The organism is Vibrio fluvialis, from assembly GCF_900460245.1.
GTDB lineage: Bacteria > Pseudomonadota > Gammaproteobacteria > Enterobacterales > Vibrionaceae > Vibrio > Vibrio fluvialis.
On sequence record NZ_UHIP01000001.1, the window covers coordinates 677,988 to 691,328 of the forward strand.

Annotated in this window: 15 protein-coding genes; 6 read left to right on the forward strand and 9 right to left on the reverse strand. The window is 51.4% G+C overall.

What is annotated here, in order from left to right; genetic code table 11:
• Nucleotides 1-149: 149 nt before the first annotated feature.
• Nucleotides 150-1,349, forward strand: coding sequence for a DUF2066 domain-containing protein (locus DYA43_RS03240; protein ID WP_061056224.1), 1,200 nt, complete (start codon nucleotides 150-152; stop codon nucleotides 1,347-1,349).
• A gap of 67 nt (nucleotides 1,350-1,416) precedes the next feature.
• Here the strand turns inward: DYA43_RS03240 and DYA43_RS03245 are convergent, their stop codons facing one another.
• The 4 genes from DYA43_RS03245 to bepA are packed head-to-tail and all read right to left on the reverse strand — an operon-like array spanning nucleotide 1,417 to nucleotide 4,249.
• A complete protein-coding gene (locus tag DYA43_RS03245) occupies nucleotides 1,417-1,848 on the reverse strand; it encodes a DUF2069 domain-containing protein (RefSeq protein WP_020331131.1) in 432 nt (143 codons plus the stop codon).
• The gene (wrbA, locus tag DYA43_RS03250; protein ID WP_020331132.1) at nucleotides 1,845-2,420 is read right to left on the reverse strand and encodes an NAD(P)H:quinone oxidoreductase; all 576 of its coding nucleotides are present in this window, start codon (nucleotides 2,418-2,420) and stop codon (nucleotides 1,845-1,847) included. Before wrbA ends, DYA43_RS03245 begins: the two co-directional genes overlap by 4 nt.
• Entirely contained in the window at nucleotides 2,417-2,767 is a 351-nt protein-coding gene (gene arsC, locus DYA43_RS03255) for an arsenate reductase (glutaredoxin) (protein ID WP_020430654.1), read from the reverse strand. The genes wrbA and arsC overlap by 4 nt, the downstream gene beginning before the upstream one ends.
• Nucleotides 2,768-2,791: 24 nt before the next feature.
• Nucleotides 2,792-4,249 carry a beta-barrel assembly-enhancing protease gene (bepA, locus tag DYA43_RS03260; protein ID WP_020331134.1) on the reverse strand — a complete coding sequence of 486 codons (1,458 nt, stop codon included), beginning with the start codon at nucleotides 4,247-4,249 and terminating at the stop codon, nucleotides 2,792-2,794.
• Nucleotides 4,250-4,517: 268 nt separating this feature from the next.
• Here bepA and DYA43_RS03265 point away from each other — a divergent pair, with 268 nt between their 5' ends.
• The 3 genes from DYA43_RS03265 (at nucleotide 4,518) to DYA43_RS03275 (ending at nucleotide 7,898) form a co-directional block, all read left to right on the forward strand.
• Nucleotides 4,518-4,754: a sulfurtransferase TusA family protein gene (locus tag DYA43_RS03265; protein WP_020331135.1), complete on the forward strand. Its 237-nt coding sequence runs from the start codon at nucleotides 4,518-4,520 to the stop codon at nucleotides 4,752-4,754.
• Entirely contained in the window at nucleotides 4,747-5,820 is a 1,074-nt protein-coding gene (locus tag DYA43_RS03270) for an AI-2E family transporter (protein ID WP_020331136.1), read from the forward strand. The genes DYA43_RS03265 and DYA43_RS03270 overlap by 8 nt, the downstream gene beginning before the upstream one ends.
• A 206-nt stretch (nucleotides 5,821-6,026) precedes the next feature.
• Nucleotides 6,027-7,898, forward strand: a complete 1,872-nt coding sequence (locus DYA43_RS03275) for a methyl-accepting chemotaxis protein (protein ID WP_020331137.1) — start codon at nucleotides 6,027-6,029, stop codon at nucleotides 7,896-7,898.
• Nucleotides 7,899-8,002: 104 nt separating this feature from the next.
• Here DYA43_RS03275 and bcp read toward each other — a convergent pair whose 3' ends face one another.
• Nucleotides 8,003-8,470: a thioredoxin-dependent thiol peroxidase gene (gene bcp, locus DYA43_RS03280; protein ID WP_020331138.1), complete on the reverse strand. Its 468-nt coding sequence runs from the start codon at nucleotides 8,468-8,470 to the stop codon at nucleotides 8,003-8,005.
• 17 nt (nucleotides 8,471-8,487) lie between these two features.
• Complete coding sequence (locus tag DYA43_RS03285) at nucleotides 8,488-9,030, reverse strand: glycine cleavage system transcriptional repressor (protein ID WP_020430660.1); 543 nt, start codon at nucleotides 9,028-9,030, stop codon at nucleotides 8,488-8,490.
• 280 nt (nucleotides 9,031-9,310) lie between these two features.
• Here DYA43_RS03285 and dapA point away from each other — a divergent pair, with 280 nt between their 5' ends.
• Both dapA and bamC read left to right on the forward strand, forming a co-directional pair.
• Nucleotides 9,311-10,189 carry a 4-hydroxy-tetrahydrodipicolinate synthase gene (gene dapA, locus DYA43_RS03290; RefSeq protein WP_020331140.1) on the forward strand — a complete coding sequence of 293 codons (879 nt, stop codon included), beginning with the start codon at nucleotides 9,311-9,313 and terminating at the stop codon, nucleotides 10,187-10,189.
• Between the two features lie 57 nt (nucleotides 10,190-10,246).
• Complete coding sequence (bamC, locus tag DYA43_RS03295; protein ID WP_020331141.1) at nucleotides 10,247-11,281, forward strand: outer membrane protein assembly factor BamC; 1,035 nt, start codon at nucleotides 10,247-10,249, stop codon at nucleotides 11,279-11,281.
• A 31-nt stretch (nucleotides 11,282-11,312) separates the two neighbouring features.
• Here the strand turns inward: bamC and DYA43_RS03300 are convergent, their stop codons facing one another.
• From DYA43_RS03300 to dapE, 3 genes are read right to left on the reverse strand one after another with little or no spacing between them, the layout of a single operon-like run.
• Nucleotides 11,313-11,510 (reverse strand): DUF2897 family protein, encoded by a 198-nt coding sequence (locus DYA43_RS03300; protein ID WP_024373511.1) that lies wholly within the window; start codon nucleotides 11,508-11,510, stop codon nucleotides 11,313-11,315.
• Nucleotides 11,510-12,196 (reverse strand): M15 family metallopeptidase, encoded by a 687-nt coding sequence (locus DYA43_RS03305; protein WP_024373510.1) that lies wholly within the window; start codon nucleotides 12,194-12,196, stop codon nucleotides 11,510-11,512. The genes DYA43_RS03300 and DYA43_RS03305 overlap by 1 nt, the downstream gene beginning before the upstream one ends.
• Nucleotides 12,196-13,332 (reverse strand): succinyl-diaminopimelate desuccinylase, encoded by a 1,137-nt coding sequence (gene dapE, locus DYA43_RS03310; RefSeq protein ID WP_020331144.1) that lies wholly within the window; start codon nucleotides 13,330-13,332, stop codon nucleotides 12,196-12,198. Before dapE ends, DYA43_RS03305 begins: the two co-directional genes overlap by 1 nt.
• Nucleotides 13,333-13,341 lie beyond the last annotated feature (9 nt).

The following is a 13,341-nucleotide window of genomic DNA, read 5'->3' on the forward strand; positions in this document are numbered from 1 at the left end:
GATCAAAATTTTGATTATTTTTAGTTTACTCCGGCGAAATACCATTGTGTAAATTGGGGAATTTTTGACGCGATACTGGCGGCGTTTCCTTGCCCGAAGGGGGATAGTTGCTTATCATCAACCTTCACAATTGAGGACCTAGGAACACTATGCGCTACTTAGCTTTGTTGATGGTCGGGCTGATGAGTCTGCCCGCGTTTGCGCTGACGAAAGTCAATTTATATCAAACAGAAGTCGTGATTGATGAGCAGCAAGACAATGCGGATGCGGCTGCACGAATCAACGGCATGCAGCAAGTTATCGTCCGCGCCACGGGCGATAAAGAGTCGGTCACCAACGATGTCATTCAAAAAGCGCTGCGCCAGAATTCTCAGTATCTGAATCAGATCAGCTATGGCCAGCAAGGCGACACCAAAACGATTCGTATGGGCTTTAGTGGTCCGCATATTCGTACTTTGCTGACTCAGGCACAGTTGCCATTCTGGCCGGAAAATCGTGCCAATCTGCTGGTGTGGTTGGTGGAAGAGTCCAATTACGATCGCAGTATCAGCTGGGAGCATGCGAATACATCGTTGCTCAATCAACTGAAAGCCAGCGCGCAGTTGCGTGGTTTGCCAATCACAGTACCTGTCGGTGATTTTGATGATATCACCGGGGTGCAGGTGTCTGATCTCTGGGGCGGATTTTCCCAGCCAATCAGTTTGGCAAGTCAACGCTATCCGACCGACGCGGTGTTGGTGGTGCGTGCACAAGGCTCGAATCTGCGCTGGACACTCTACGACCAAAATGCGGCCAACATGATTGCGGCACCAAAAAGCCCAATCAGCGGCCAGGCCTCTGGCGACAGCGCGGCCGCAGACATGGTGGATGAGCTGAGTGATTACTACGCGAAGAAAAATGCCGTGTTGGTCAGCAGCGAATCCTCAGAAGCTGTGCTGGCATCATTCAAACCTGTGAACGGTGCTATCTCTTTCTTCACGCTGGAAGAGAATCTGAAACGTCTGAGCTCAGTAGCGTCACTCGATATTCTGAAAATTCAGGGTAATAATGTGACGTTTAAAGTGCATCTGCTGACCAGCGAAAGTGAATTTGAGCAGGAAGTACTGCGTATGGGACGAGTGGAGAAAGGCGAAGCGCCGATCGAACCGATGCCGGAACCTGAAGTGGCGCCATCTGATGCAGTTCCGGTGGTTGATGATGCGGCAGTGCCTGCCGGAGAGACGATTGAGCCGCCTGTTCAAAATGTGGAACCTGTATTAACTCCGGTTGAAGCCGCGACAGAAGTGCAGCCAGAAACCGCGCCATCCGAACCGACCATCCATACGCTCTATTTTCAATGGCTGGGTTAACAAGCGGAACATAAAAAAGCGCCTGAAGAGGCGCTTTTTTTATCACAAGTTGTTCAAAAACAGGAGGCTACTGCTTGTTATCAAAACGGGCCCGTTCTTGTTTTTCTACTTCCGACAGCTTGGTTAGTTTGAGTCCCAGTTCTTTGCCGCGATGACGGGCATAGAGAATGTTACCCATGAAGGCGACCAGAGTCAGCAACAGTTCAACCGCTGCCAGCAACCGTTCGCCGCCATCAACATACAAAATGGTAAAGGCGTGGAGAAAGTAGAACATCAGAATGAAGTTGGCCCACGCATGGGTGTATGGCTTTCCTGCCAGAATGCCGGGTAACGGCAGCAGCAGGGGAATCAGCCAGGCAACAGTCAGCGTCACCGGGTTGATGTGTGGATGAGGAGATAACTCCAGTTGCCACAAGGCAATCCAGCCTAAGAGAGACAAGTTCCCGCCAAGCGCAAGCCAGCGAAACAGCGTGGTGCGTGGCGACATTTCGACGCTCATGGTTTTTCCTTTAATTGGCTTGCAATCACTGCAAGGCGTTTTCCTAAACTTTGAGCCAGCGTGCTTTCATCGCTGGTAATACGGTCATTGTGCCCTGAAACATGGCTCGCGCCATAAGGCGTGCCGCCAGCCGTTGTGGTGTGCAGCGCGGGTTCTGAGTAGGGGATCCCCAGCACCAGCATGCCGTGATGCAGCAGCGGCATCATCATGGTTTGCTGAGTGGTTTCCTGACCTCCGTGCAGTGTCGATGAGGTGGTAAACACACACGCGGGTTTATCAATCAGATCGCCACTGAGCCACAACGGCGTCGTTTGATCCCAGAAATGCTTGAGCGGAGCGGCCATATTGCCAAACCACACCGGACTGCCCATCGCCAGACCATCGCAGTGACGAAGCTCATCCAACGTCAGACAAGGATCGTCAGTCAGGCCGTCTCGTTCCGTCAGCTCAGGTACGGTACGCAGCACAGCTTCACAGCCCGCTACCGATTCAATGCCTCGGGCAATCTGGCGCGCCAGCGCCTGTGTACCACCATGTCGGCTGTAATACAGCACAACCAGACGACAACTCATAGAATGTCCAGTACCTGCTCCGGTGGGCGACCGTGACGCGCTTTGCCGTTGGCTACGACGATTGGGCGTTCAATCAGTTTCGGGTTTTCAACCATAGCGGCAAACAAAGCGTCATCAGACAGGCTGACATCCGCCAGATTCAGTTCTTTGTACAGATCTTCTTTGGTGCGCATCATGTCGCGAACCTGAGTCAGACCCAGTTGAGCATAGAGTTCTTTCAGCAGCGCCACACTCAGTGGCTCTTCAAGGTATTTGACGACCTGTGGCTGAATGTTTTTCTCTTCCAGCAATGCCAGTGTTTCACGGCTTTTTGAACATCGAGGGTTGTGATAAATCACGACTGACATAATTTTTCCTTCATCGCTTTTTTGTTATTGGAGTGACAAGAATCGGTCACGCTGCACCATCAATTGGTCGATGCGTGCGTCGTAACGCGCTTGTTCTAAACTGCCCAGCTTGGCTAACTGGCTGGCCTGAGTATAAAACTGAATGGCTTTGTTCCAGTTGGCCTTGAGGGCAAAAATTTCGGCGCGGGCGGCCAAATCTTCCGCGCTGTTACCCAAACGAATATTGGCTTCGGACAACAGTTGCCAGCCATTGGTATCGTTCGGGTTATCGTGCGTGTAACGTTGGAGAGTGCGAATCGCGTCGGCGTATTTTTCTTCCTTCATCATCGCATTGGCGTAATTGATGGTCAGCACGGCGTTATTCGGCTTCTGTTTCAGAGCCGCGCTCAATAACGCTTGTGCTTTTTCCGGACGATCGGTGGCGAGATAAAGGTCGGACACCGCATCGAGATAGAATCCGTTGTAAGGGTCGCTTTTCAGCAGCGCATCCAGCAGGGGTTCTGCTTTGGCGTACTGTTTGGTATCGACATAAACCAGCGCTTTGCCGTATTCAAAAGCCGGGTGCAGTGAAGGCTCGGCCTTTTTCTGCGTGCGGTTAAACCAGTCGAGAGCGGCATCGCTGTCGATACCTGCATAGCGGGCCACAATTCGCGAGCGCGCCAGATGATAGTTGAGTGATGGTTGCAGACGCACCGGTGTGTATTGCTGGGCGCGGGCGCGGCTGTCGGTGATCCGGTCTTCCGGCAGCGGGTGAGTCAGCAGCATCGGTGGCGGTTTGCTGGCGTATCGGTATTCATCCGCCAGACGGCCAAAGAAGCGTGGCATGGCATTGACGTCAAATCCGGCTTTGGCCAGAGTGGCAATACCGAAGCGATCCGCTTCTTTTTCGTTGGCGCGTGTGTAGTTGATCTGACTTTGCATGTTGCCCGCCGTTGTGGCGGTGATCGCGGCGATCCCCGCTTCCGGGGCCGCAATCGCCAACAGCAGAGAGCCTGCCAAAGCGGCAATGGTTGCCGGAGAGCGGCGCGCCTGATCTTCCATACTGCGCGCCAGATGGCGCTGGGTCACGTGCGCAATTTCGTGCGCCATGACGGAGGCGAGTTCACTCTCCGATTGCGCATGCAAAAACAGCCCGGAGTGCAGCGCGACATAACCGCCGAAGAAGGCAAAGGCGTTGATGTCGCGGTCGCGAATCATAAAAAAGGTAAACGGGGTTTTCACATCGTCGGCGTTGGCAACCAGACGATGGCCCAAAGAGTCGATATATTCGTTCAGCACCGGGTCATTGATGACCGGGCGGCTGTTGCGCAGCATACGCATGTAAGCATCGCCGTAAATGCGCTCCTGATCGATGGTCAGGGTCGAACCGGCCACCGTGCCGATATCCGGCAGCTCAATGGTGTCAGCATAGGTCAGCGAAGGCGTCGCCAGAGCGGCAGCAAGGCAAAGGCACACGAATGAGCGAGTACGTTTTACTATCATAGTTATAGGTGATACTCCAAAATCATCTTCCACTATCCCCAGTTCTTCACGAAGTTACAGCGGGGCGGCTCTGTTCAATCGCCTATCTGCAACTTCAGGTCGTTTGGATATAAGACATTGTCAGAATGGATTGGTTTCCCTATCACCTCACCGATGGATAGGAATAAGTAAGCAATGAATTGTAACGATTTTTAGCGGGAGAGAAAAACTGGCACCCAGCGTAAAAGGCTATACAATGTCTCACCTATATTAAGGATTGAGCGACAGAATGGAACCGAATATTCTCGATTTGCGTCAGCAGCGTTGCCCAATGGCGTTATTACTTGCGAAACGTCACACCGCACAGCTGCAAGATGGTGAATCGGTGACCATTCTGCTTAGCGACCCAAGTTCCAAGCGCGATATCGAATCCTACTTGCTAAGACAGCAATTTGTCTGTCAGAGCCAGACGTTCACTGAGCATTTCTCGCTTCATGTCATAAAGGAGACAGCCTCCAATGTTTGAAATGGTGAGTCGTTGGTATAAACGACGTTTCTCCGATCCCCATGCAGTCAGCCTTGTCGCTATTCTGTTTTTTGGCTTCATCACGATTTACTTCTTTGGTCATCTGATTGCTCCTTTGCTGGTGGCGATTGTGCTGGCGTATCTGCTCGAATGGCCGGTGGTGCAATTGTGCCGTATGAAAATCCCGCGCACGCTGTCGGTGATTCTGGTGATTTTGATCTTTACCGGCCTGATGTTGCTGGCGGTGTTTGGCCTCGTGCCCACCATTTGGCAGCAGATCGTCAATCTGGTGAACGACATTCCGAACATGTATAACGGCCTGCAGAAGTTTATTGCTACGTTGCCGGAACGTTATCCTGAACTGGCCAACCTGCAAATTGTTGAATCCATCATGATCAACGCGAAAAATAAAGCGTTGGGAATGGGCGAGTCGGTCGTGAAAGGTTCGTTGGCTTCACTGGTCAGCATCGCCACATTAGCGGTGTATCTGATTCTGGTGCCGCTGCTGGTGTTCTTCCTGCTTAAAGATAAACAGGAAATGCTGAGCATGGTGCGTGGTGTGTTACCGCGCAACCGTAAGCTGGCGACCAAAGTCTGGGACGAAATGAACCAGCAAATCTCAAACTATATTCGCGGCAAAGTGCTGGAGATCCTGATTGTCGGTGGGGTCAGCTATGTGACGTTTGCCATTTTGGATCTGCGCTATTCAGTGTTGCTGGCAGTCGCTGTGGGTTTCTCCGTGTTGATTCCATACATTGGGGCGGCAGCGGTCACCGTTCCGGTGGCGATTGTCGGCTTGTTCCAGTGGGGAATGACACCACCTTTCTATTATCTGTTGATCGCCTACGGCATCATTCAGGCTCTGGATGGTAACGTGCTGGTGCCAGTGCTGTTTTCTGAAGCGGTGAACCTGCATCCGGTGGCGATTATCGTCGCAGTGCTGGTCTTTGGCGGACTCTGGGGATTCTGGGGTGTATTCTTTGCCATTCCATTGGCAACTTTGGTGAAAGCAGTGTGGAACGCCCTGCCAAGTATTGAAGAAGAGCCACCGCAGCCTAACGCTTAGCCTTATCTGCTTGTTACATGAACGCCTCATCATTTTTTGATGGGGCGTTTGTTTTTTAGCATTCGTGAAGCGAGATCAAAATTATTGAGTAAAATATAGGTTAAGGGATGTTACTGTTCCTCAAGTTTCGATTTGGCTAGTCGATATAACAACTAATAACTATAAAAAATGGAAATCCACTTAGAGCTTGTGAGTTGAGGGAAACTATGAGATTTAGCCAAAAAATTGTGGCTGCATCATCCGCGCTACTATTAATCGTTATTTTACTTTTATCTATTCAACAGCTCAGCACCGTTCGCTCGGAAGTTGAGTCTCTGGTCAACAGCAGCCTGAAAGAAATGGTGGCTGGGGTGAAAAACACCATCACATCAGAAATGACCAGCAAAAAAGCGCTGGCCCAGTCGATGACAGAAGTGCTGGAGCTTAACCCCGAAGATCGTTCTTACGTGAAAAATGTGCTTGAGAAACCAAAGCTCAAGAGCAGCTTCCTAGCGGTGGGTTTGGGCTATGATGCCGACGGCACCGTGGTCGAAAATGACGACGGTTGGGAACCGGGCGCCGATTACGACCCGCGTAAACGTCCTTGGTTCGTCGATGCGAAGAGAGTCGGCAAACTGACCGTTACCGATCCTTATGTCGACGTCTCGACCAAGAAAACCATCATTTCGATTGGTACCCCAGTTTATGAGAACGGACAGTTCAAAGCGGCAATGTTCTACGATCTGGAGCTAACCAAGTTGGCGGATCTGGTTAACTCGATCAACCTGTTTGACGCTGGTTACCTGTTTATCGTGACCGCTGACGGCACTACCATTGCGCACCCTGACACCAAAAACAACGGTCAGAAGCTCAATACCTATCTCCCTCAGGTGCAACTGAAAGAAGGAACGCAGCGCATTGAGATTGATGGTCATCCGTTTATGGTCAACTTTACTCTGGTACCAAGCGAGAACTGGTACATCGGTGCGATTATCGATGAGTCGATTGCGTTTGCTGCGGTCTCCGATCTGCGTAACAGCTCCATCATCTACACTGTTATTGGTCTGGTACTGAGCGTGATTGGTCTGAGCCTGCTGATCAAAGTGCTGATGCGTCCCTTGGGCGTACTCAATGATGCGATTCAGGATGTGGCGTCGGGTCAGGGCGATCTGACGAAACGTTTGAGCACCGATACCGACAAAGAGTTTGCTGAACTGGCGAAGGGGTTCAATATCTTTACCGAAACGCTGCAACATCAGATTAAGCAGTCGAAAGCGATCGGTGAAGAGATCATGCGCGGAGCGGAGCAAACGATGGGCACCGTGCACGGCTCTGCTGAAGCGATGCGTGCTCAGTTGCAAGAGCTGGAACAACTGGCCACGGCGATGCACGAGATGGCAGTGACGGCAACCGAAGTGGCCAATAATGCCCAGGGTGCCGCGTCAGCAGCGAAAGAAGCAGACGATGCAACGGTTGAAGGTTCACGCGTGGTCAGCGACACCACTAAGTCGATTGACCGCTTATCGGCGCACATCGAAATGGCGGTGGAAGAAGTACGCGGCCTCGAATCGGCGACGGCGAACATCGAAACCATTTTGAAAGTGATCAACGATATTGCTGACCAGACTAACTTGCTGGCGTTGAACGCGGCCATCGAAGCTGCGCGTGCTGGTGAATCAGGTCGTGGTTTTGCCGTAGTTGCCGACGAAGTGCGCACGCTGGCGCAGCGTACACAGCAATCCACGACTGAAATTCGCAGCATGATTGAGCAACTGCAAGCGGGCGCGAGCTCGGTGTCGGTGGCGATGAACGAGAGTAAATCGACGGCGGAAGATGCGGTGGCGAAATCGCAACTGGCGGATGCGGCACTGCAACGTATCCGGAATGCGATTCAACAAATCAGCGATATGAATATCCAGATTGCCTCGGCGGCTGAAGAGCAGAGCCTGGTGGCGGAAGAGATCAACAACAACACCGTGAAGATCAAAGATCTGTCGACTCAGGTTTCTGAGTCAGCGGAAGAGGCCAACATCGCAATGCAAGTGCAGACCGAAAACGTGCGTGAGCAGGATGCGATCCTGAATAAATTCATCGTGTAGTTTCCGCAATCCGTAACGAAAAAGGCCAGTCTTTAAGACTGGCCTTTTTGATTATTTATGCAATTTAATCATTTAAGCAATCGCACGAAATAGTGGTGTGGTGATTATTTGTTGTTCAGATAATCCAGAACCACTTCGTGGTGGTCTTTGGTTTTAAACTTGTCGAAAACGTGTTCGATGACGCCGTTTTCGTTAATCAGGAAACTGATGCGGTGCAGGCCATCATACACCTTGCCCATAAACTTCTTCTCGCCCCACACGCCGAATTGCTCAGCGACAGCGTGATCTTCGTCAGACAGCAGAGTGAAGTTCAGGTTGTCACGTTCGATGAACTTACCCAAACGTTTTACCGGGTCGATGCTCACACCTAAGACCACCACGTTATGGGCATCCAATTCACTTTTCACATCACGCATGCCTTGCGCTTGCACAGTACAACCCGGAGTCATGGCCTTCGGGTAGAAGTAGAACAGGACTTTTTTGCCGGCGAAATCAGACAGCGAAACGGTGTTGCCGTCCTGATCGAGAAGAGAGAAAGCCGGAGCTGGCGAACCTGCCTTGAGTGTATTCATGGTTCTTCCTTTCGTTTTTATAAGCTGTTTTTAATGAAATTAAGCGACCCGTGTACATCAAACGTCTGACACAAAGCATCAAATTCTTCCTGCAACTGCATCAGATTGTAGTCACTATCAACGTGCGCTGTAATCGCGATTTGGAACTGGTTGGTTTCCCGTTCCAGCTTGAGTTTATCGATCGTCTGCGCGCTGAGTGATGCCATGCCAATGTTGCGATCAGCAAAGAACTGGGTGAACTTTTCTGTCAGACCGGGTTTGTCATCCGATTCGACATAGACTTCCACCGTGTACGCGTTGGCCTGCTGAGCATGCGGCGACGTGCGCTTCATCATGGTGATCAGATCCTGCTCCTGACCTAACAGGGGCAGCAGAGTTTCCACGCGGGTGATGCTGTTGGCATTGCCGGAAACCAGCATGATGAGGGTGAATTCATTTCCGAACAGGGCAATTCGGCTGTCGATAATATTACAGCCAGCCTGGGTTACCAGTTTGACTACTTGGTTGCAAATCCCTGGCCGGTCAGTACCCACGGCGGTGATCACTAAATGTTGAGTCATAGAGTCGCTTCGCTTAGTGTTTTTCGGCATGTTAACACAGTTAAAGTATAGAAAGAGCGGAACAAAACGTGTTTTTCTGTATGCGTTTTCACAAAATCACGTGTGTCTGACAAGGGGATTTTCAAGGGGTGTATAACCCGGTAGCAAAAGGCAGAGTTGGCCTAAAGTCTAACATCTGATAAATATTCACTCATAAGGGCTGTTTAAGCGAATTTCCCCCCTTGTGTTTTTCAAGCCCCATGCAGTACCATGCAGAAGTTATCAATCTAGGGAGATAGACATGTTTTCAGGAAGTATCGTCGCGTTAATTACACCTTTCAACCACGACGGTGAGGTTGACTATCTTAGCCTGAAGAAGCTGGTAGACTACCACATCGAAGCCGGTACTGACGCCATTGTTTCTGTAGGAACAACCGGTGAGTCATCCACACTCACTATCGAAGAGCATGTCAAAGTTGTTGAAAAGACCGTCGAGTTCTCGGACGGCCGTATTCCGGTGATCGCCGGTACCGGAGCTAATGCTACTCACGAATCCGTGACGTTCAGCCGTCTGCTGAACAACACAGGCATTGCCGGCTACCTGAGCGTAACGCCTTACTACAACAAACCGACTCAAGAAGGTTTGTTCCAGCACTACAAAGCGATTTCACAAGAAACCGATATTCCAATCATCCTTTACAACGTACCAGGCCGTACCGCAGTTGACCTGCGTCCAGAAACTGTTGCACGTTTGTCGGAACTAAAAAACATTGTCGCACTCAAAGATGCAACAGGTGATTTAAGCCGCGTGGCGTTGCACCGCGAACTGTGTGGTAACAATTTCGTACTGCTCAGCGGTGACGATGCAACCGGTCTGGAGTTTGTGAAACTGGGTGGCCAGGGTGTGATTTCAGTAACGAATAACGTCGCTGCTGCCGATATGGCAAAAATGATGCACCTGGCACTGGAAGGTAAATTTGATGAAGCAGAAGTCATCAACCAACGCCTGATGCCACTGCACAAAGGCCTGTTTGTCGAGTCGAGCCCAATTCCAGTGAAATGGGCAGCACACAAGCTGGGTCTGATTGCAGAAGGTGATCTGCGTCTACCTTTAACGGAACTCTCTGAACAAGCGCGCCCACTTGTTGCCCAAGCAATGACAGAAGCCTGTATTTTATAAGGCGCTATCCATTACAATGCCGAGGTTTTCATGCCTCGGCAAATTTTAGGAGTTTCAATGAAGTTATCGCGCCAGCTGGTGGTTGGATCACTGGCTGTTTTGGTTTTGAGTGCCTGTTCGAGCACTCCGACGCAACGCCGCCAAGCCAAAAATGATTTTGCCTACCTGGATACGAAAGATTTCAAACAGTGGGTTTTGCCGCAAGACGCAACGCCGCAGTTTTATCCCGATTACGATATTCCCCAAGGTGATTTTAAAGGTGGCATCGGCCCAGTGGTTGATATTCGCCCGCCGCAGCAAGTGCTGGAACTGATTCCCGGCGCTCGTGCTGAACGCCAGAATGGCGAAGTCACTTTGTGGATGATCCGTAAAGATGAAGCGGACAAAGTGTGGCAGGTGGCGAAGACCATGATGCAAGAGCACAACATCAAAGCGCTACAGGAAAACGCTAACCATATCGAAACTGATTGGGTGACTTGGGTCTCCGAAGACGAAGATACGGAAATGGGTAGCCGCTACGAGTTGAGCCGCGTTGAAGCCAACAACCGCTACGGATTTAAGATCTCTCTGATTGACTGGCGTGAAGGCGGCAAACAGAAGCCGGTGACTGCGACCAACAAAGAGCGCTACAACGCCTTTATGACTAACCTGGTGACGTCTCGTTACGATCAGGATGTGCGAGCTGAAGCGGCGCGTAAAGCGCAAGAGCTGGTTAAACAGATTCCGGTTACCATGGGTTCAGACCGCAGTGGCTTCCCGGTGATCATCGCCCGTACTCCTTATGATGTGCTGTGGCAACGTCTGCCTGATCTACTGCCTAAGATGGGCTTCAAGATTGAGGAACGTAACCAGTCTCAAGGTACGATGAAAGCAAAATACGCGTCGCCAGATGACGAATTCTGGAATGATATCGGCGTGAAACCAATGAACCTAGGGTCAGGCACTTACACCTTCCTGTTTGGTGATTTGGGTAACCGTACTTCCATCAACGTGACCAACTCAGCGGGTAAACCGGTTGAGGAAGAATTGCTGAAAGAAATGGTGCCAGTGTTGGCCGCCATCGTTGATGAGAAAAAAACAGCTCAGCAGTAAGCGGGCAGGAAAGCCAAATTGAAAAGGGACGCTAGCGTCCCTTTTTTGTTTCTTTATCAGAAGCGGATGACTGATTTTGCTTGTCGAGCTCATTGAGTTTGTCGAGATCGCTCTTCTTACCCATCTGACCCAGTTTCATCGTCGCAGTGTACTTAAGTGCAGCTATGTTGCCGACGAACACACACACGATAACGATGGTGATCACCCACGGATTAAACAGAAAATCCATCATACACTTTCACCTCGGCTGATCTGAGTGATGTACTGAGTGTAGATCTGACCAAGGTCTTGTTGCACGCACTGCTTGCCTAAAATGGGGGCTGACGCCAATTGCTGTGCCAATACCGGCAGTGTCAGCGCTTGGAGACACTGTTCACTGACGATGCGATGACTGATGTGCCATGGTTCAAATGCCACCCCTGAGCCTTTCTCCCGATACGGAAAGAAGAAGCCGAAGCGGGCGAGGTTAGTCTTCAACCATTGATAAAACGGACGCTGATGCGCCTCGAGATATTCCCAGGGTTCGAGCTGCAATGTTTCGCCCGGGGGCAGAGCACTGCGATCGAACACATCAAAATCAGTCCCCCAATGATGACGGCTGCCACCGGGCAGGGCAGACCAGCGCAAAATGGCGTGCACTTTGTCGGCTTCAGACCAGTGGCTAGTGTCGAGCGGCTGACTGTTGACGTCCAAAATGGCGGTATCCCCCGACATTTTTCGGTTCCAAATCGCCAGTTGGCGTTCAAACGGACGAAAACCACTGGCAATGTTGAACACAAAACCCGCCTCATCCGCCGCCTGTTTCAGAGACAGCAGATCCGCGCTGACTTGCGGATGAACCAGAAATGCCTTCTGGCCCACCATCACTTCAACAAGGTGCGACGCGGTTTGTCCGGTCAGCTGCTCAGGTGTCATCATTTGGCGAGTAGATTCTCCAGAGTTTTTTGATACATGTCGGTCAGTTTTTCCAGATCGGCAATGTTGACGCACTCGTTCACTTTGTGAATGGTGGCGTTTACCGGACCCAGTTCAACCACCTGCGCTCCCATTTGCGCGATAAAGCGGCCGTCAGACGTTCCACCTGTCGTTAGCAGTTGTGGTTCCTGATGATTCACTTCACCCACCGCTTTTACCACCGCATCGAGCAGCGCGCCAGTGTCGGTCAGGAACGGGTGACCGCTCAGCGTCCATTTGAGGTCGTATTCCAGGCCGTGCGCATCCAGTGTTGAGTGTACGCGACGTTTGATTTCGTCATCGGTCAGCTCGGTACTGAAACGGAAGTTAAACTGCACATGAAACTCGCCCGGAATCACGTTTGACGCGCCAGTGCCGGCCTGCAGATTCGGGATCTGGAAACTGGTTGGCGGGAAGTATTCGTTGCCTTCATCCCAGGTGGTTGCGGCCAGCTCTGCCAATGCAGGTAGTGCTTGATGAACCGGGTTGTTGGCCAGATGCGGGTAAGCCACGTGACCTTGCACGCCTTTTACGGTCAGATCGCCCGTGATGGAGCCACGGCGGCCGTTCTTGACCACATCGCCAACGGCATGTGTGCTTGAAGGTTCCCCCACCACACACATATCGATTTTCTCATCGCGGGCCATCAGGGTATCCACCACACGCGTGGTACCGTTGATGAACGGGCCTTCTTCATCCGAGGTAATCAGAAACGCAATCGAGCCAGTATGATCCGGATGCTCAGCGATAAAACGTTCCACGGCCACCACCATGCATGCCAGTGAGCCTTTCATGTCCGCAGCGCCGCGGCCATGCAGATGACCATCAATCACGGTTGGCTCAAACGGTGGAGTGTGCCACTGAGCCAGAGGGCCAGCCGGAACCACGTCTGTGTGACCAGCAAACGCAAACAGCGGTGCTTGCGTGCCACGGCGGGCCCAGAAGTTGGTGGTGTCTTCAAACACCATCATTTCGATTTCAAATCCGAGTGCTTTAAGACGCTCAATCATCAAGTCCTGGCAACCGGCGTCGACCGGCGTCACTGATTGGCGGCTGATTAAATCTTTTGCGAGAGCCAGTACAGGGCTGTCTGTCATCCTTGAAAT

Bases quoted from the DNA above. Each gene is read 5' to 3' on its own strand.
- DYA43_RS03245 (WP_020331131.1), bottom strand. From the start codon at position 1,848: ATGAGCGTCGAAATGTCGCCACGCACCACGCTGTTTCGCTGGCTTGCG.
- DYA43_RS03265 (WP_020331135.1), top strand. From the start codon at position 4,518: ATGGAACCGAATATTCTCGATTTGCGTCAGCAGCGTTGCCCAATGGCG.
- DYA43_RS03275 (WP_020331137.1), top strand. From the start codon at position 6,027: ATGAGATTTAGCCAAAAAATTGTGGCTGCATCATCCGCGCTACTATTA.
- wrbA (WP_020331132.1), bottom strand. From the start codon at position 2,420: ATGAGTTGTCGTCTGGTTGTGCTGTATTACAGCCGACATGGTGGTACA.
- DYA43_RS03300 (WP_024373511.1), bottom strand. From the start codon at position 11,510: ATGGATTTTCTGTTTAATCCGTGGGTGATCACCATCGTTATCGTGTGT.
- DYA43_RS03285 (WP_020430660.1), bottom strand. From the start codon at position 9,030: ATGACTCAACATTTAGTGATCACCGCCGTGGGTACTGACCGGCCAGGG.
- DYA43_RS03270 (WP_020331136.1), top strand. From the start codon at position 4,747: ATGTTTGAAATGGTGAGTCGTTGGTATAAACGACGTTTCTCCGATCCC.
- arsC (WP_020430654.1), bottom strand. From the start codon at position 2,767: ATGTCAGTCGTGATTTATCACAACCCTCGATGTTCAAAAAGCCGTGAA.
- bepA (WP_020331134.1), bottom strand. From the start codon at position 4,249: ATGATAGTAAAACGTACTCGCTCATTCGTGTGCCTTTGCCTTGCTGCC.
- DYA43_RS03240 (WP_061056224.1), top strand. From the start codon at position 150: ATGCGCTACTTAGCTTTGTTGATGGTCGGGCTGATGAGTCTGCCCGCG.
- bamC (WP_020331141.1), top strand. From the start codon at position 10,247: ATGAAGTTATCGCGCCAGCTGGTGGTTGGATCACTGGCTGTTTTGGTT.
- bcp (WP_020331138.1), bottom strand. From the start codon at position 8,470: ATGAATACACTCAAGGCAGGTTCGCCAGCTCCGGCTTTCTCTCTTCTC.
- dapA (WP_020331140.1), top strand. From the start codon at position 9,311: ATGTTTTCAGGAAGTATCGTCGCGTTAATTACACCTTTCAACCACGAC.
- dapE (WP_020331144.1), bottom strand. From the start codon at position 13,332: ATGACAGACAGCCCTGTACTGGCTCTCGCAAAAGATTTAATCAGCCGC.
- DYA43_RS03305 (WP_024373510.1), bottom strand. From the start codon at position 12,196: ATGACACCTGAGCAGCTGACCGGACAAACCGCGTCGCACCTTGTTGAA.